The sequence below is a fragment of the Rhodococcus sp. AH-ZY2 genome (assembly GCF_030916465.1).
GTDB lineage: Bacteria > Actinomycetota > Actinomycetes > Mycobacteriales > Mycobacteriaceae > Rhodococcus > Rhodococcus ruber.
Window position 1 is genome coordinate 47,118 of record NZ_CP126460.1, and the last position, 17,118, is coordinate 64,235.

The 17,118-nt window shown below is 62.8% G+C and carries 13 protein-coding genes and 2 pseudogenes; 7 read left to right on the forward strand and 8 right to left on the reverse strand.

Annotation, left to right across the window (positions count from 1 at the left end; all coding sequences use genetic code 11):
* Positions 1 to 250: 250 nt before the first annotated feature.
* From QNA09_RS27715 to QNA09_RS27730, 4 genes and pseudogenes are all read right to left on the reverse strand, one after another.
* A complete protein-coding gene (locus tag QNA09_RS27715; protein WP_064257509.1) occupies positions 251 to 1,003 on the reverse strand; it encodes an ATP-binding protein in 753 nt (250 codons plus the stop codon).
* Positions 1,000 to 2,561, reverse strand: a pseudogene (istA, locus tag QNA09_RS27720) (IS21 family transposase). Before istA ends, QNA09_RS27715 begins: the two are co-directional and overlap by 4 nt.
* A 173-nt stretch (positions 2,562 to 2,734) precedes the next feature.
* Positions 2,735 to 3,055 (reverse strand): annotated as a pseudogene (locus tag QNA09_RS27725) (IS21 family transposase); the annotation flags it as partial.
* A 218-nt stretch (positions 3,056 to 3,273) separates the two neighbouring features.
* Positions 3,274 to 4,527, reverse strand: a complete 1,254-nt coding sequence (locus QNA09_RS27730; RefSeq protein WP_012477009.1) for an IS256 family transposase — start codon at positions 4,525 to 4,527, stop codon at positions 3,274 to 3,276.
* 231 nt (positions 4,528 to 4,758) lie between these two features.
* Between QNA09_RS27730 and QNA09_RS27735 the strand changes: the two genes are divergently transcribed.
* Together QNA09_RS27735 and QNA09_RS27740 are read left to right on the forward strand one after the other, a co-directional pair.
* Positions 4,759 to 5,232 (forward strand): alpha/beta hydrolase, encoded by a 474-nt coding sequence (locus tag QNA09_RS27735; protein ID WP_308072631.1) that lies wholly within the window; start codon positions 4,759 to 4,761, stop codon positions 5,230 to 5,232.
* Positions 5,233 to 5,359: 127 nt separating this feature from the next.
* The gene (locus QNA09_RS27740; RefSeq protein ID WP_219130572.1) at positions 5,360 to 6,163 is read left to right on the forward strand and encodes an IS5 family transposase; all 804 of its coding nucleotides are present in this window, start codon (positions 5,360 to 5,362) and stop codon (positions 6,161 to 6,163) included.
* Between the two features lie 438 nt (positions 6,164 to 6,601).
* Here QNA09_RS27740 and QNA09_RS27745 read toward each other — a convergent pair whose 3' ends face one another.
* A complete protein-coding gene (locus tag QNA09_RS27745) occupies positions 6,602 to 6,844 on the reverse strand; it encodes a hypothetical protein (RefSeq protein ID WP_064257834.1) in 243 nt (80 codons plus the stop codon).
* A gap of 750 nt (positions 6,845 to 7,594) precedes the next feature.
* Entirely contained in the window at positions 7,595 to 8,422 is an 828-nt protein-coding gene (locus QNA09_RS27750) for a hypothetical protein (RefSeq protein ID WP_064257179.1), read from the reverse strand.
* A gap of 185 nt (positions 8,423 to 8,607) precedes the next feature.
* On the opposite strand from QNA09_RS27750, the gene QNA09_RS27755 reads away from it, so the two are divergent.
* Positions 8,608 to 9,381, forward strand: a complete 774-nt coding sequence (locus QNA09_RS27755) for a helix-turn-helix transcriptional regulator (RefSeq protein ID WP_064257178.1) — start codon at positions 8,608 to 8,610, stop codon at positions 9,379 to 9,381.
* A 480-nt stretch (positions 9,382 to 9,861) separates the two neighbouring features.
* Here the strand turns inward: QNA09_RS27755 and QNA09_RS27760 are convergent, their stop codons facing one another.
* A complete protein-coding gene (locus QNA09_RS27760) occupies positions 9,862 to 10,089 on the reverse strand; it encodes a hypothetical protein (RefSeq protein WP_064257177.1) in 228 nt (75 codons plus the stop codon).
* A gap of 1,023 nt (positions 10,090 to 11,112) precedes the next feature.
* Here QNA09_RS27760 and QNA09_RS27765 point away from each other — a divergent pair.
* From QNA09_RS27765 to QNA09_RS27775, 3 genes are read left to right on the forward strand one after another with little or no spacing between them, the layout of a single operon-like run.
* Entirely contained in the window at positions 11,113 to 11,943 is an 831-nt protein-coding gene (locus QNA09_RS27765; RefSeq protein ID WP_156665545.1) for a hypothetical protein, read from the forward strand.
* Between the two features lie 21 nt (positions 11,944 to 11,964).
* Positions 11,965 to 13,083, forward strand: coding sequence for a hypothetical protein (locus QNA09_RS27770; protein WP_064257175.1), 1,119 nt, complete (start codon positions 11,965 to 11,967; stop codon positions 13,081 to 13,083).
* A 25-nt stretch (positions 13,084 to 13,108) separates the two neighbouring features.
* A complete protein-coding gene (locus QNA09_RS27775; protein ID WP_064257174.1) occupies positions 13,109 to 13,333 on the forward strand; it encodes a hypothetical protein in 225 nt (74 codons plus the stop codon).
* A 20-nt stretch (positions 13,334 to 13,353) separates the two neighbouring features.
* Here the strand turns inward: QNA09_RS27775 and QNA09_RS27780 are convergent, their stop codons facing one another.
* Positions 13,354 to 14,544, reverse strand: coding sequence for a DUF6461 domain-containing protein (locus QNA09_RS27780; RefSeq protein WP_064257173.1), 1,191 nt, complete (start codon positions 14,542 to 14,544; stop codon positions 13,354 to 13,356).
* Between the two features lie 1,791 nt (positions 14,545 to 16,335).
* On the opposite strand from QNA09_RS27780, the gene QNA09_RS27785 reads away from it, so the two are divergent.
* Complete coding sequence (locus QNA09_RS27785) at positions 16,336 to 16,596, forward strand: hypothetical protein (RefSeq protein ID WP_064257172.1); 261 nt, start codon at positions 16,336 to 16,338, stop codon at positions 16,594 to 16,596.
* Positions 16,597 to 17,118 lie beyond the last annotated feature (522 nt).

Consider the following 17,118-nt stretch of genomic DNA (forward strand, 5'->3'; position numbering starts at 1 on the left):
GATCATCGTCGCCGAGATGTACCTCGAGAACGCCAGCGTCATCACCAACACCGGCATCTGAGCACTCTGACCTGCGCCCAGCGGAATCAGCGTCTTCGGGAACCACAGATCGCACTGCGTCGTATCGCCGGGCTTGTGAGTATTTGGAGGCTTGGGGGCCATCGGATATTGCGTTTGGGGGCCAGCAGTATTGCCGTTGGGGGCCGGTGATCGCGTCTGTGGGGACCACCGGCCCCGTCTCGGGGATTATTTACTGACTCCCGGCAGCGGCCGCATGCTCGCGCATGTTGTGGGTGCCGGTGTCGATCCAGATGGTGTTGTGCACGATGCGGTCCATGACGGCGTCGGCGTGTACTCCGGAGCCCAGGCGCTGGTGCCAGTCCTTCTTGGAATACTGGGTGCAGAACACGGTCGACCCGGTGTCGTAGCGTCGTTCAAGGAGCTCGAGGAGCATTCTGCTGATCGTCTCGTCGGGGTGGTCTAGGAGCCATTCGTCGATCACCAGCAGGGAGAACGCGGCGTACTTTTTGAGGAATTTGTTCTGGCCTTGGGGTCGGCCTTTGGCCAGGGCCCAGGCTTCTTCGAGGTCGGGCATTCGGATGTAGTGCGCCCGGAAGCGGTGCTGGCATGCCTGCTTGGCCAGGGCACAGCCGAGGTAGGACTTGCCCGAGCCGGTGAAGCCCTGGAAGACGACGTTCTGTTGGCGCTGGATGAACGAGCAGGTGGCCAGCTGCGCGAGGACGGCGCGGTCCAGGCCGCGTTCCTCGACCAGGTCCACGCGCCGCAGATCGGCTGCTGGGTAGCGCAGGTTGGCCCGGCGGATGAGTCCGTCGATCTTGGAGTGGTTGAAGCTCTCGTGGGCGTGGTCGACGACCAGCTGCAGGCGCTCGCCGAAGTTCATGCCGACCACGTGGTCGTCGTGTTGCGCTTCGATCGCCTCGAGCAGTGGCTGGGCGCCCATCTCGCGGAGCTTGCGCTTGGTCTCGCTATCGATGCTGCTCATCGGGTGCTCCTGGCGTAGTAGTCGGCGCCGCGGACGTACCCGCCGGCCTGTTCGGGCTTCGTGCGTGGCTGTAGGGCGGCGGTCTTGTCTTGGCCGGTGGCCAGGATCGGGTGGATATGCGCGTAGCGGGGCGAGCGCACGGGCCCGGTCAGCGCCAGGGCGCAGGCGGCTTCGACGCGCTCGGCTGAGAACCGCCGCGAAAGGCGCAGCACCGCCAGGGCGGCGTCGAGGCCCTGTTCGTCGACGGGTACGGATTCGAAGATCCGGTTGATCACGATGACCGCCGCTGGCCCCACCCGCTCGGCCCACTCCCGTACCCGGGGTGCATCCCACTGTTGGTACTGGCGGCCGGCCGGCAGGTCGGCGTCGTTGGTGCGGTACTGCCCGGCGGCTCCAGCTGGGAGCAGCAGGTGGCTGGAGATCCGCTCGGTGCCGCGGTAGATCTCCAGCGTGCGGGCGGTGATCCGCACATCGACCTTGGTACCGATGTGGGCCAGCGGGGCGGAGTAGAAGTTGCGCTCGAACACCACGTGCCCGTTGCGGCCGACCCGGCGGCCGTAGAGCCACCGGCTGATCTCGAACGCCACCGCGGGCAGCGGCGTGAGTAGCGGCCGCTCCTCGGCGGTGAACACGCTCAGTCTCGAGCCGGGGCGTTTCTGGAATGGTTCGCGGTTTTAGGCGTCCATCCGCTCACCGATCGCCTCGGCCAGTTCGGGCACCGTGTGAAACGTCCGGTCCCGCAGGCCGGCGATCACCCAGGTCGCCACGTGCGCCACGGTGTTCTCGGTGCTCGCCTTGTCCTTCGGGCGCCGTATCCGGCCTGGCAGAACGGCTGCGGAGTAGTGGGCGGCCATCTCCCGGTAGGCGTCGTTGAGGACGATCTCGCCGTCGCGGGGGTGCTTGACCACGCCGGTCTTGAGGTTGTCGCACACGATCCGCGGTACCGACCCGCCGATGGCGTCGAACATCGCCACGTGAGCCCGAAGCCACGCGTCCTGCTGCATGTCGGTGCTGGGCCAGACGAACGCGTACCGGCTGAACGGCAGGCACGCCACGAACAGATACACCTTCCGCGTCGCCCCGGTGACCGGGTCAGTCACCTCCATCGTGGGGCCGGACCAGTCGACCTCGACCGTCTGGCCGGCCTTGTGCCCCACGCGGGAGGCGGCGCCGGTCACCATCACGTGTCGCTGGTAGGTCTTGCACCACCGGTCATATCCCATCGCCGGCGCTTTCGCGTGGGCGCAGCGGTCGGTGTACTCGCCGTGCAGCAGCTTGAGCGTGACCCCGACCCGGGCCATCTCGCGGTGGACCTGCTCCCAGTCCGGCTGGGCGAACACGCTCTCGTGCTCACCGCGCCCCGGGAACAGGCGGGCGTACACCCGCTCATCGGTCAGCTCGGCGACGTCGTCCCAGCTCGTCTCGGTCGCATCGGCGGCCTCCAGCACCGCGGTGATGCTCTTGCGGGACATGCCCTGCGAGGCGGCAATTGCCCCCCGGACAGGCCTTCGGCGCGAAGCTGCAACACGAGCTTCGCCCTGATCTTCCGTACAGTCACGGATTGCTCCTTCCGCCGCGTGCCCTATACACGCGGCGGAAGGAGCCTAGAAGCGGGTGGCCCCCACGGGCGCTACTGCTGGCCCCCAAGCGCAATATTCGCGATCCCGGCCACTGGCCCCCGGAGGCAATACCGGTGGACCCCAGTGAGACGAATATTCACTTGTGCTCGATACGGTCCGCCGGGTCAACCCCGCGGTACTCGGGGCGGATCGCTCGCACGCGGTCCTTAAGCACGGTCATCGAGTGCGGCCAGGCGATCCGCTCGGCGATCACCGTGGCCGGCATCGTCGGATACTCCGCCAGAAGCTTGCGGATCTCCGGTTCGAACGCATCGGCCAGCGATCCCTTCGGGGCTCGCTTGTACTTCGGCGGCTCGGATGAGGCCAACGCTGATCGCACCGTATTCCTCGCTATCCCCAGCCTCCTGGAGATCTCCTTGATCGGCACACCCTCGCTGTTATGCAACCGGCGTATCTCGGCCCACTGCTCCACCAATCACCCTCCCAGGGTCGGGAGGGGTCAAGATTCACCCGTCACCCGGGGGTCAGTATTCACCCGCCGTCGACAAACGTAGAGGGCACGCCCGTTGGTGCAAGGAAGTCCAGTCCTTTCGCGGCTTCCACAGCGCTTTCTATTGACAGTCGATGCGGAGGCGCGTAGGTCAAGCCCCAGAAGGTGGTGTAGGACGGTGATCCCTTCTCCTGTCCTGACTATGCAGCAGGAATCGCGGCAGCAGGTTCCGTAACCACCTCCCCGACACTCTCCGGCGCGGTGCCCACAGCACGACAACGAGCCAGCACCTCGAGCCCGAGATACCGCCGGCCCTCCGTCCATTCATCGGTCTGCTCGGCCAGAACAGCACCGACCAACCTGACGACCGCGTCACGGTTGGGGAAGATCCCCACCGCATCGGTCCGACGTCGGATCTCTCGATTGAGACGCTCGGCCGGATTATTCGACCACACCTGAGTCCACACATCCTTCGGAAATGCGCTGAACGACAACAGATCCTGGCGGGCATTGCCCAGGTGCTCGGCGACCGCCGGGAGCCGGTCCTCGGTGTACTCGACAAGACGATCGAACTGGGCATCGACCGCATCGGCGGTCGGCTGGTCGTAGACCGAATGCAACATCGCCTTGACCGCCGGCCACATGCTCTTCGGACACACACCCATCAGGTTCGCCGCGTAATGGGTCCGGCATCGCTGCCACGCAGCACCGGGCAGGTTCGCCGCGATCGCATCGACCAGACCACGGTGTGCATCGGAGGTGACCAACCGGACCCCGCTCAGACCGCGGGCGACCAGGTCGGCGAAGAAGGTGTTCCATGCCGGCCCGGTCTCGCTGGTGGCCACGTGCAGGCCCAGCACTTCGCGGTGCCCGTCGGCGTTGACTCCGGTGGCGACCATCGCGACTGCGTTCACGACCTGCTTGTTCTCGCGGACTTTCATCGTCAATGCGTCGGCGGCGACGAACGTGAACGGGCCCGCGTGATCGAGTCGGCGTTGCCGGAACGCGGCGACCTGTTCGTCGAGGTCTTCGGCCATGCGTGAGACCTGGGACTTCGACAGTGCGTTGATGCCGAGGGTTTTGACCAGCTTGTCCATCCGGCGGGTGGAGACCCCGGCCAGGTAGCAGTCGGCGACCACGGTGATCAATGCCGCTTCGGCGCGTTTACGGCGTTCGAGGAGCCATTCGGGAAAATACGTCCCGGACCGGAGTTTGGGGACGGCGACGTCGATGGTGCCGACGCGGGTGTCGAGCGGGCGGCGTCGGTATCCGTTGCGCTGGTTGACTCGTTCGGTGGACTGTCGGCCCCATTCGGCGCCGCAGACCGCGTCGGCTTCGGCGGACAGCAGGGCGTTGATCATGGTTTGTAGCAGTTCGCGCATCAGGTCGGGAGACGCGTCGGTCAGGGCTTGGTGCAATACACCCGCAGGGTCGACAATGTGGGGTGCGGTCATCGTGATGACTCCGTTCGAGGATTCTGTGGAAGGTTGACTCGAAGGATCACGCGGTGACCGTTTCACGTCCAGCAGCGACACGCTGTCGGTTGTGGTGCTGGTCACCGGGTTACACCACTCTATGGGGCACTACTGGCGCGTAGCTTTCAGGCACTCGCAGAAGAGGTTTCTACTGGCCAGAACTACCACGTCGGTAGGGGTCGAACTGCGATGAATTGTTCAATCGTTATCGTGCACAGAAAGGCGTTACCCTTGCCAAGCTCTTCAATCACCCAGAAGCTCCATACCGTCGATGTGAGAGGGGTTCAGACGCGTTATTTCGACGACGGTCAGGACAAGGATCCGATCCTCCTCATCCATGGGGGGCATTTCGGGTTCTTCATACCGGTCGGAATCGAATCCTGGGGCAACGTTCTAGAGGATTTCGGCGAGTACGGCCGTGTCCTCGCGGTCGACAAACTCGGTCAGGGCGAGACTGGTCTCCCGCTGAATGACGAAGACTGGACTGTCGACGCGGTCGCCGAACACGTTGCGAACTTTGCAACTCAGTTGGGGCTCAAGAACCTGACCCTGGTGGGTCACTCGCGCGGCGGCATGACGGCGGTCCTTCTCGCGTTGAAGTACCCTGAGATGGTAAAGAAGCTGGTCATCATCAGCAGTGCGACTGCGGCACCGGCGCCGCCCGTCGGAACCGACATGGACTGAGGTTTTCTCACCAGAGAGTCACCGACGACAGCAAAGACATCCGAACGGTGTGGCGTGAAAAGAGGACGTGGGGTCCTGCCTGGTAGGGATTGTTTCGAGCAAGAAGCAACCCGGAGCAGGACCCCACGTGATTACCTATCGTGCCACGCTCGACGTGCCCGAGCACACCCTGACCTTCGTCGCCCGTATCCTCGCTGCCCACCGCCGCAGGACCGATCGCCGGCCGTGGCAGCGGGCCGCGACCGTCTACGTCCAGGCTCTGATGGTGCTGCGGTGGTTTCGCGACGGCACCGCTGTCGCCACCCTGGCGCGCGATGCCCGCATCTCGCAGGCCACCGCCTACCGGTATCTCCATGAAGGTATCGACGTGATCGCTGCGCACGCCCCGGACCTGCACGACGTGCTCGAACGTGGGATCGAGTCCGGCTGGGAGCATGTCTGTCTCGACGGCACCCTCATCGCCTCGACTCGCTGCCGGGAGCGTTCCGAGTCCGGGCACGACGTGTGGTACTCGGGTAAACATCGCCGCCATGGCGGCAACGTCCAGGTCCTGACCGATCCGACCGGCTACCCGATCTGGGTGTCCGAGGTTGCCCCCGGTTCGGTGCACGACCTCACCGCTGCTCGTCGGGGCGGGATCCTCGGCGCCCTCTACCACGCTGCCGCCGGCGGGATGCCCACCCTCGCCGACAAGGGGTACACCGGTGCCGGGATCGGTGTCCACGTCCCGACGAAAGGCCATGGTCTCGATGCCGGCGCCCGTTGCCGCAACACGGTGTTGTCTGCGATGCGTGCTCCGGCCGAACGCGCGAACGCGCTGCTGAAGACCCGGTGGAAGGCGCTGCAGCGAATCAGTCTGTGTCCGTGGAGGATCGGCTCGATCGCTGCTGCGGCTCTCGTTCTTCTTCACCTGCAAGCACCGGCCTGGTGAGAAAACCTCGTTATGTCGTCCACCCGGAGTGGTACGAAAACAAAGAACCTGTCTCGGTCGTCACGTCATGCGGAATCCTGAACACAGGTGATGAAGATCTTGCCGACAGTCTGATCATCGGCGGACTTTACAGTTTCGAGCTCAGGGACGTGACCGTAGGACAGAACGCGAGAAGGCACATCGTGAAGGCGACACTGGAATGATCTCTGCCTAGGCCATGGGTAGGTCGAGTTCGCTGTCACTACGTCTGTCGTGCGTGTAGCGTCCAAACGCCCGCGCTCCTGCCACGCCCGAACTCGACAACTGGCCGACCGGATCCGAAGAGCGATCGGTAGCCGAAGCTCACTCACCATCCTTGCCAAAGGCTCGCGTGGCCGACTCGGCGTCACCGCGCGGGTGTCGTCGGGTTAGTTCGTCGTCCGGGATGACCGACGCCGACTATCGGCCGAACCGCTCCAGTTTCGTGCTTTCGGCCTGTGCTGCGGTTTCAACCAGTTCCTGTTCGATTAGGGCGGGGATCTGGTCGAGGGGCGCGATCCAGCCGTCTGCACGGGTGAACCAGTTGCCTTCAACTTCCTCCCACAGTGCCCACATCCCTTCCGCGAGTGGAACACTCTCAAATTTGCGGTTCTCAGCGCGGTAGGTCACCCTCTCGGGGCTGGATGAGGTTTGCTCGACCATCGTTTCGGTCTCCTGTCGTCTTATCGACCTGCGGCGCAGGCCCGGGTGGGTAGCCAAAGCGGAGGCAATTGTTTGTCCGGCGCTGGCCCTTTCAAAGGGTGGCAGCGAGGGCCGGTGCGGGCGTTCTGCTTGGGCGATGAGGCCGGTGGTCCGTGTAGGTGCCGCTGTGCGACTGCTGGCGGTGAGCGTTGATCTGCGGGATCTGGGGTTCGCGAACCGACATCAGCGGCGGCGATCAGTGGCGGCGCTTCTCTGATCATGGCAAAGCCTCACCCGCGGGAGGTTGGTGAGGCTTTGCCAGCTTGTCCGACGCCAGCTTGTCCGACCTCAGGAAGCGTTGAGTCTCGCGTCCTTGTCCTTGCAGCGCTTGCAGGTTGGCACTTCCCCCAGAACTGGATGCTTCAACGTGGTTGTTGCTTCGTTCGTGCACATCGCAAACCATCGGCACGTCCCCATGATTTCTCTCCTATTCCTGAACTGTCTACGATCTTGAATTTCGGCTCGCCGCTCGATCCGTTTGCGAACGAGTTCGCCGACGCGGAGCTTGTCTACTAAGCGGTTCGAAGCCTACTAGGTCTCAACACTTTTCATTGATGTCCAGTGCCCGGGTGAATGGCAGGCCCTCTCAGAAATTCCACCGGATGTCACCCCTCATTCTGATCTACCGAGACGTGGCATGCGGGCCAGGATGGGGCGATGTGATGTAACCCTGCTGTTCATGCGGATTCGATTGTCGTCGTTGATCGGCCGTCACACGCTCGCCAACGAATCCTTTTCGATTACTACACCTCGGATAGCGAAGGAGGCGGGGGCGTGAACGAGCGAGTACGCGAACATTCGGGGGTTCCCCGGGTGCCAGAGCCTCGACCGGAGTCCCCGACCTGGTCGCGTAGTCCATTCGGGCTCGTTTCCGTTGCGGCGCATCCCCACAAGCGCGGAAGCCGCGGACACCACAGCATCGACGACGTCGTTTCCGGTCAGGTCCGGTTCGTCATCCACGTTGCCTGCCTCGGAAATCCAATGAGCGGTGAAGCGCACGTACTCGTTCTCTTCGACTGACCGGAGGGCATTGGCCAGCGCCGCCGGAGCTTTCGGGGAAGTCGCCGTACGTGGGTAGCCGCGTATCGCGACGTCGATATTGTTCTTGGCCCGAGGTACGAGGAAGTCTTCGAGGAACTTGATGTCGTCCGCGTTGTGGTCGACCCGTGAGGCATGGTTTTTCAGTGCGAGAACGTATTCCGGGGTTGGTACGCAAACACTGAGCCCTGGAACTTCCAGTACGACTTGCTGCGCGGGCTCCGTTTCGGGAAACAATCCCTTCACCACGTCGTTGACCCACGCGTCGGACAACCTCCCGCGTCGCCTGGACACCACACGGGCAGTTTCGGAGATTACATTTGTCGGCTCGAAAACGGCGGTGACGTCGGTTGTCAATCGACGGGTGTTGAATGCCACGGATAGGACTGCGCCGCCGTCGCCGAAGAACGCACCTCGCACTCCACGAGATGCGAGTTCGGCTCCCAGTTCGGTAAGCAGCTCGATCGACTGGTCCTGCGTCAGCATCTTCCCTCCATCCATTCGCGTTTCCTTCCGGCCTAGATGCTCTCCGCTGCTTGACCTTCGCAGATCGCACCGATCGCATCCAGCAGAGCACGCCTGGTCAGCGTTTGTGCGAAGTCGGTCGGAGCATTGACTCACCACTGTTGACAGCCCAATTCGGCGTCGATCTGCCACAACCATCCCAAATTGGTTACACTCCCAATATGGCTATCGAGACATCTGCGGATGGAACCGAAGAACGGTTCGCGCGTCGGGTCCGCATAGAACGCGAGGCCAGGAACCTTTCCCAGGCTGACCTCGCGAAACTGCTCAGCAGGAACGGCCTCCGCGCTCACTCGACGACGATCGCGAAGATCGAAACCCGCGACAGCGCACACCCCCGCACCATCCGACTCGACGAGGCCGCTGCGCTTGCGCGCATCTTCGACACCACACTGGACGACCTCATCGGCAATCCCCGTCCGTACGACCCCAACGCCGGTCTCGACCTTGTGTCAAAGACCGCGCACCATACCCAGCAATCGATCACGTTGGCCATCGACCAGCTCAACGAATCGCTCAACGCCCTCTCCGCCGCAGCGGCCCACGGCGACCACTCGGTCGATTCCCCCGCCGTCGATCTGCCGTTCCAACGTCGAGCGCTGATCGAGGCGGCACGGCCCAAGCTCCGCGACGCCGTGCACGCCCTCAAAGCCGTGCTGCACGACATCGGCGGCTACCCGCTGTATCCCGAAGACACCGTGCGGGAACGCTTCCGTGCGCTGGCTCTCCACATCCGGGACACAGTTACTCCTTTGACCAGCCCCGAGGGAACAGACAATCACCTGTTCTCCAACGACGAATGCACTTGTGGATGGATGGGCAGCAAACGCCATCATCTGGGGCATCGAGAATGGGTCGCAGAACAACGAGCGATCGCCGATTCGATCGAGCCTTCACTCCCACAAAGTAGTTCAGACGCTCAGCTCAGCAGCTAGCCGTGCAGACCAGCACGCAATCCACTGTCTACCAACACAAAACGGGAGAAGCGCCATGATGTCCGACAAGATGAAAATCACCCTCAGCGCATTGAACGGCTACGAGTCCATAATCGGCCGGGGAACCACAGCCGGAGAAGTTACGGAGTCCGGGGGATCCAGAAGCTCACTTGCAACAGCCGTCAAGAATGGATGGGTTAATACCTACCCCAAAGAAGTCCACGCTTCAGAACGGCGAGCGCCAGCCTATTACCTCACGAGCGAGGGTGAAACTGCGCTCAAAGCACAGCAGTAGCTTTCTGACTTCTCGAACAGTCGGCGGCGTGCGAACCCTATCTGCCGAACGAAACCCGAAGCCCTTGTTGACAATGGAATATCAACAAGGGCTTCGGGTTACTGAGGATAGAACCAGATCCGAGAGCAACTTTCGTCATACTCCCCGGCGTCTTTCTTTGTCATCACTGGTCTCCCCCGGCGTCGTCAGAGGACATCCTCCCACGCGCCGCCCGATTTCCGAGACTTCGGCATGAAGTATCCGTCAGGGTTGATGATCCACATCAATTCGCGGCCGTCAGTGATCTTCAGCAATTTCACTGCGCCGTCGCTGTTCGCCGGGCTGACGAAGCAGTCGCCAGCGGGAGACTGGTCCTGCCAGTGGTCGATTGCTTCTTTTTGCTCGTCGGTGAGTGCGGGTAGTTCAAAGGCCATGTGTATGTTCCCATTCCGTTGTATCGGCGTCGAAGCGGACTGTGAGACTTGCAAGCTGGTGATCAAACTATCGCAGATTGGGGATGCCCGGATTTCAGGACTACGTTCCACCGGCCGGTATTCGCTATTTCTCGTCATGCGGCGGTCGACAGCCGCGTAACGATTTTCCTCATCCATCCACGGCTGCGATGCGCTACCCTCCGCTGTCGGTCCACTGAATCTCCGCGTCGTGCGGAGCTGGCGCGTCAACTGTTGCGAGGTAGTCGAGGACCATCATTCGGGCGACGTCGAGATCTCGCGTTCCGTATGTCTGCGTGTATCCGTGCCCCTCGATGTGGAGTTCGAGTCCGTTCTGTCGGCGCCAGCCGCGCCACCATGGACCTCTGCAGGTCCATCGGCTGACTGCCACGTGTATCGCTGCCATGAATCCAGTCTGGCAGGTCCGGGTCATCGGAATGTGCGACCCGCACCTATCGGCACACCTCCGGGGCGTGCTGGTGCAGCGCCGAGTTGCTTGCCCACGCCGCGGTCGGTGGGATGCCGCTCTTGCGTGTGCCTGTGGGACTTGCATGTTCGTGTTCATCCCACAAGGCCAGTGCGCCCTGTCTGTCACAATCATGCGTGCCCATTCCTACAGCGTTCACTCCCCTGCGGAAGCCTCGCCGCCGACGCGCTCCGGCTGCCATGTTCGGAATAGTGTCGGTCGCGCTCCTCGCGGGCTGCAGCTCCGGAAGCAGCGATGCCGGGGCTTTGGACTGGGACTCTCTCCCGTCCTCCTTCGCCACTGAATGCAGCGTGTGGACGAACCCGGATCCGGATTCGTTCGCGACGAACACGCCTCCGCCTGCGGAAGTGCAGGTCCGGGCAGCGACCGTCGAACACACCACTGGTGATCGGGTCAAGATCAGCTTGTCGTTTCTGGCTCCGCCTCCCCCGCCGCCCCTTCAGGTGCCCGGGGTCGGAAGCCAGACGATCGCACAGCCAGGATCCGTCGATTTCTCGTTTGCCGTGTACCCGAGTGGGATGAACGGCCCGAACGACTACAGCCTGTTCTTCCAACGAGATACGCAAAACGTCTGGACGGTCAGCGGAAGCCGCACCCTGACCCCGGAACGCGCGAAATCGGGATTCGATCTGGAGAGTGTTGTCGGCACCGTGGATTCATCCCGTGTGATCGGAAACGATCTGATTGCCGAGGTCGATCTGGCTCAATTTCCGGCGGTCTTGCGCGAGCCGGTCTTCGCTCCGGACGTTCAGGTCTCGAGCAAGCAAGCGATCCCGCGCGATCCATACCGCCTGCCGATAGAAGGCCCCAACGGCGGTCCGCCCAAGACCGGCCCGAGCAATATGGGGCTGTTCATGTTCGCAACCCAAAACTGCTCCGCCACCGACTCTGACATCGCTATGGACGGCGGCGCATTCACGAGCACGTTCGAGACGGAACCACGCTCTGCCGCAGTGGATCCCGAGACGTTCGCGAACCCAACGAAAGCAGGGTCCTACCAGTTCACGACCAGCGACGGAAACTTCACCTGCGGAATCAACCTGTCCGGGATCGCAGAAGGCGCGGGATGTCACGGCGCAATCCCCACGGACGCCGCGTGCACCGTCGGCGGCACGTCCACCGGCGCTGACTGCACCCCGAACACGATCTTCATCTCCGCCACTTCCAAAGGCATCCAGCAAGCTGAACGGCAGCGGTACGCCAACGGCAGTACCGCAACTGTCCTGAACAACAACGAAACTCTCCGCGTCGGCGACTACGCCTGCGTCGTGCGTGATGACACGGTCCAATGCTCCGACAATGCGGGGAGTGAATTCTCGGTCTCACCGACCTCGGCTACCGTCACCTGAACCGGGAGAACGGGAGAACTGATGCTCAGTGCGGATATTTTGCTGGCGGGCCCGCGGGGGCGCCGGATGCTGCTCGCGTACGCGATCGACGCCGAACGCGCCCTGCGGCCCGAGCCAGGCGACGGCATGTTCCGCATCAGCGCTCACCGGGCGGCTTATCACCTCGACGTCGGGCAAGGCACCTCCCGAGTGTTGTTCGGCCCGGGCGCCGAAGAGGCCCGGCGGACAATAGTCACCGCCGAGGATGTGGCGCGTAGCCTCTCGGAAATCTCGCTCCCCGACGTCACCGCCGTCGATCTACGCTCCGCCCTCGCAGAAGCCGTCGATGCGGCACGCTACTGGCAGGAACCCGACGGAGAAGACGTCCTCGTCGCCACCGAGGTTATGCAAGATGAGCTTCGACGCGTCGCGGAGCACATTGCCGGATCCGAACAGGCGCAATGGTGGAGCAGCCCGCTTGCCGCGCCCGACCAATGGACGATCGGGTGCCGAGATGACGAATCTGCGAACACAGGCGAAGTGCCTGCTGCGCAACAACTCCTCAGCGAGTGGCGCACGAGCACCCTGGAATCGGAAGCGAGAGCCGAACGTGACCGCCCGGTGGATCCCGCAGCGAACTGGTCAGGTTATTGGTGGTCGGATCCACCCACTCAGTGTTCGACGAGGGCGCTGTTCGACGGGACAGCGGCGGGCTTGTGGTTCGTCGAAGACAGCATGGGATGGGAACGGGCCGTCGTGCGAGCGTTGCGGCCACCGAATGGCGCACGCATCTACGAGATCGACAGTGCACAAGCCTGGGCGGATCTGTGCAGACGGTTCCCACTCGAGGTCACCGCAGAAACGCGGCAGGTTTGGTACCGGACTACCGGCCGATCAGGCAGGTGGGTCATCCCGGACTGGGTGCAGGTCGCGGAAAGTTCTGAGGGAGTGCACCTTACCGTGACGGGATACCTCGCGGCGGCAGGAACCGCGATCGACGTCGATGCCGACACAGCGAGCGTCATCGCGGGCTGGGCACCCGACGAAACATACTGGTTCACCGACGCTGCCACCTACAGTTCCGAGCCGTGTGTTTGGGTTCTGCACAATGGCTCGGACGTGACCGACCAGCCCGCCTGGACGCTGGAATCGCAGCAATGACGACATACGTGAACGCAGTTCAGGCATGAGATTTCACGAGAAGTCGATCGCTCTCGCCATCCGCGTGGGGCAGGACTACTTCACCGGAAACACCTGCCCGCAAAACGGAGATGCCGACACGAACGTCGAATCCCTCGGCCACGGCGACAACGACATGTACGAATATCGGGTCAGCTGTCCCGTGTGCGGATGGCAGGAGTACCTACGTGCACGCGGAATCACGCAGAAGGACGGTCCCAGTCCCACCTGAGCGATCGCCCCTGTCGGTCGTCAAGGGCCGGTGAAGAAGTCGTCGTCGACATGAATGCCGGTTTCCACGTCCGAGAGTTCGAGCGTAAATGACTTGTCCACCCACCTCAGGGGGATACCTGTTTGTGCGTCGAACGCGGCTGTGGAATCGAGGCCGAGTCCGTCCGGTGGCATCGCGAATTCCCATGCCGGGCGCCCGTTCACCTCCACTGCATCGCCGATCGTGTCCGGTGGGAGTAGATCTGTGAACCGTGTGGACGGCCACGAGAGGTGGACGAGGAGGAGTTGTTCGAGGTAGATGTCGAGGCTGTATCCGCTGCTTCGTCGTTGGAGTGTTCCGTCGGTGCGGAACCATGTCTGTCGTTGCCGGTTCTGCAGATACAGCGTCCCCTGCTGGTCTGCCAGACGGATGCAGCTGCGCGGTTTGTACCAGAATTCGAGTTGAGCGCCGGGACGCCCACGAGATCGTGTTTTGGTGATGACAGCATGCAGCGGGGTTCGATCCGCGCCCCAGTAGCGGTGCGCGACTGCCCTCCACGACGACGGGTTGTCGCGCCCCGGGAGGGTGTGGGGGTCGGGGGAGGTAGTTTGTTGGTCCCTGGGGACGACGGCGACGCTGAAGACGCCCGCCTCGAACACGGCAGCGGGTACTGCTACGCCGGTGATTCGTTCGGCCAGGGCGAAGGCACCTTCCACTGCATGCTCGCCGGGCTCACTGCTCGCATCGTCATCGATGCCGATGCCGCCGACATCGAGAATCAGGTCCACGAGCCGCTCGTCCCCGATCACCGGGTTGGAACCGAAAAGTTCGACATGGGCGACCCGTTCGCCATTGGACCACCAGACGAATTCGCTGTCGGCGTTCACACTGAGGTAGTGCGAGACGACCTCACGATCGGGGAGCAGTGGCAGCATCAACTCATCCGTGACGGCGAATGTTCCGCCGTTGAGCTGCAGCAAGAAGGTGTTCTCCTCGTCCACCATGGCGACGGCGACCACATCGCTCGGGCCGGGGACGTCGGATTGTTCGGCGAGGTCCAGTGCCACCCCGCTGAGTTCAGCAATACCGATCGCTTCGGTCACATGGGCAGCGCCGAGCGTGTCCAACACCTGTGCGGGGGTGCGGCCGGGGATGGCGGCGACGCAGTATCCGAGAGCGAGACTGCCGTCCCGATACGGTTGGAGCCAGGAGTAATCGCGGTAGGTAGCCACAGCTCCACAGTTTCACGGAAGACCGCCAACAGGCAGCGAATGCCGAAGTGCCCCCGGCTCATATTGAAGCCGCTCCCCCCGTGCGGGCGGATTCGCGGCGGGATACTAACCGGCGGCACCGCCAATCCCGGTGAAGGGACGTGATACGAAATACCCATGAAAAGACCCTTTGTTGTGGCCATTGCAGCGCTCGCGCCGCTCGCATTCCCCGCTGTGGCGAGCGCCCAACCGACTGATTCGACACTGCCTCCAGTGGTGACACTCACCAGCGGCGACTCGTCAATCACCGCGACCATCACAAACCCGAATGGACCTCGTGTCGTCAAGGGGTACACGCGCACCTGCACCCTCTCGATTGACGGCAGCCCCGAAGGCTTCAGCGACTCTGTCCTCCCCTTCGAAAACCCCGACTGGCAAAACCACCCGTCAGACCCCACTGACGCCACCATTTATCCTCAGGCCGGACAGACGGTCACGGTGACACGAACTGGCCTCCCCCAGGGTCGATACAGCCTGTTCGGACTATGCGGCCAAATGAGCCACGGGGGCGGATGGATGTGGGGCTCCGGACAACTTTCCGAACGAGTCCAGTACGAAATTCTGGTCGGGCCTGAACCGAGGCCTGAACCTACCGGCTCCCTCGCGTTCGGTTCGTAAGGCACACCAACCAACTCGGGGGCTTCCCAACGCCGGAAGTCGATCATGGTGGGTCCCACAACGATGAACCAAACGTCGGCTCAGACGCATTGGATGCACATACGCCAGCCTTGAGTGCGTACGACCCAAGCGTATCGAATAGAAACGAGCCGGACGAAAGCAGCTTTCGCGGAACGGATTGCGACCGTTCTTGCTGCTTTCGCCCGACTCGCCTGTCTACCTCACCACTATGACTGGTCGAAACTGTCGTTCGCCTGCCTGCGACGCAACTGCCCCTGACCGCTTCCGATCGAAGTCGGAAGCTCGTACCACTCACTCGTCCGAATATACAGAAGCGGCGCCAGTTCTCGCGCCGCCGTGAGCTGACGGTCCCCACTTGTCCGGCCAATCCGTCCCGCAGCTACCCTCCTGCGACAATGCCGTCGCTGTCAGCAATTACAGAAAGGTGCACCGGCCCAAGGGAACACAGGCCTGTACACTGTTCCGGCCGTCAGCGGATCCGGGTCAAGCCTCGCCCGCTCTACGCTTCGCGGCTTCCTCTCGCAGTCTGCGCGCAGTCCAGTTCGTGAGACTTCCGTCTCCTATTTCCTCGTCCATCTCGGCAAGGGTTTGCGCTGCCTACGCGACGCGGTCCGCACTGACCTTCATGGCCATGTTTCATCTCCTGCGCAATAGGTTTCACCGCCGAATGGCAAGTTGCCAGAGTCGACGCCGTCGCCCTGCCCTGTGTCGACCGACGACGGAGCACCTATTCGGACGCCTGAGCGGTCCTTGAGTCCTCGCCCGCGACGATCAGGCGGGTCTCGACGACCTCGAATGATCCATCTCCGGTCAGATCGACCTTGTTTACCTCCGCAATAACAACTTTCGACATCTCGTACCTCTCTCGTTTCATGCAAGATTCCGGCTGGGCGAAACACTATCTGCCGCTCGGCGCGAGCGCTCACCCAATCCGGCGCGATCCAAATCTGCGATCATCGTGTCCCTTTTCCGGTCGCGGGATGCGAGGCTCACGTCTTGCCTTGCGGCGGGCTTGGCGCACCGCATCGGCTGCGCCCACGGGGCGCACAGTCTGGATACGCTCACGGAATGCGTTACCTACGCGCAGATTACGCATCGAGAGGATTGGACTCCATGGCAGCGGAAGACTTCTTTGTTCGGGACGGACTCCCCCCGGGCATGACCAATGACGAACCCGTTCCGTACGGCTATCGCCGGTGGAACGGCGTCGTCTGGGCCGACTCGTGGACAGACACGTACAACGCCATATCGCGGCAAGCCGTCATCGCATGGAGACAGGGTTTCGACAGCAAAGCCGAGCAGGAAGTCGAGGCGATGTACCGGATGGCCGCACAATTCGACCAACTCGGAAAAGAACTCGCCGAAAAGGACTAGACCGCAGACGAACAGACAGCGATATCGAATCTCGGCTGCAACGGCGCGCTTGCTGTCGCTCTCACATGAACGTATGGGCACTCGACTTCATATTCGAAGTCGAGTGCCAGTTTCGTATGTCCGCGTCCGAACAACCAGCTCGTCGGCACCATTGCCAGCGAAAGCCTCGACGCAGCAAGGGAAATACCGTGCAGTCGCGCCGAAAGGCATCCGTCCAATGAACGCAACCGAGTACCAGACGACCATTGTCGAGCCGCTCAACGCCGCAACTGGTCTCCTCTTCGGCATCGTCTTCACCGGCGGCAGGCACCGCGCATTGTCCGCACCGCTTGCTCAGCCCAACGCGCGCGCTGAACGCGCCGCCACACACGGTGCGCCCCCTTAGCCGCCCATCTGGCCCGCCCATTAACGCCCTCACGAGTTCTATTGCGTCCCCTGACATCAGAAGGTGGGCGGTCACTTCCGCGCCGCACGCGCCCGTTCAGGACCTGCGCGTCGCGTAACGCAGCGACAGCACACAGC

What these genes read in the sequence shown, in the direction of transcription:
- QNA09_RS27745 (WP_064257834.1), bottom strand. Translation starts at nt 6,844, where the DNA reads ATGGTCGAGCAAACCTCATCCAGCCCCGAGAGGGTGACCTACCGCGCT.
- QNA09_RS27730 (WP_012477009.1), bottom strand. Translation starts at nt 4,527, where the DNA reads ATGACCGCACCCCACATTGTCGACCCTGCGGGTGTATTGCACCAAGCC.
- QNA09_RS27770 (WP_064257175.1), top strand. Translation starts at nt 11,965, where the DNA reads ATGCTCAGTGCGGATATTTTGCTGGCGGGCCCGCGGGGGCGCCGGATG.
- QNA09_RS27715 (WP_064257509.1), bottom strand. Translation starts at nt 1,003, where the DNA reads ATGAGCAGCATCGATAGCGAGACCAAGCGCAAGCTCCGCGAGATGGGC.
- QNA09_RS27765 (WP_156665545.1), top strand. Translation starts at nt 11,113, where the DNA reads ATGAACGGCCCGAACGACTACAGCCTGTTCTTCCAACGAGATACGCAA.
- QNA09_RS27785 (WP_064257172.1), top strand. Translation starts at nt 16,336, where the DNA reads ATGGCAGCGGAAGACTTCTTTGTTCGGGACGGACTCCCCCCGGGCATG.
- QNA09_RS27775 (WP_064257174.1), top strand. Translation starts at nt 13,109, where the DNA reads ATGAGATTTCACGAGAAGTCGATCGCTCTCGCCATCCGCGTGGGGCAG.
- QNA09_RS27750 (WP_064257179.1), bottom strand. Translation starts at nt 8,422, where the DNA reads ATGGATGGAGGGAAGATGCTGACGCAGGACCAGTCGATCGAGCTGCTT.
- QNA09_RS27755 (WP_064257178.1), top strand. Translation starts at nt 8,608, where the DNA reads ATGGCTATCGAGACATCTGCGGATGGAACCGAAGAACGGTTCGCGCGT.
- QNA09_RS27760 (WP_064257177.1), bottom strand. Translation starts at nt 10,089, where the DNA reads ATGGCCTTTGAACTACCCGCACTCACCGACGAGCAAAAAGAAGCAATC.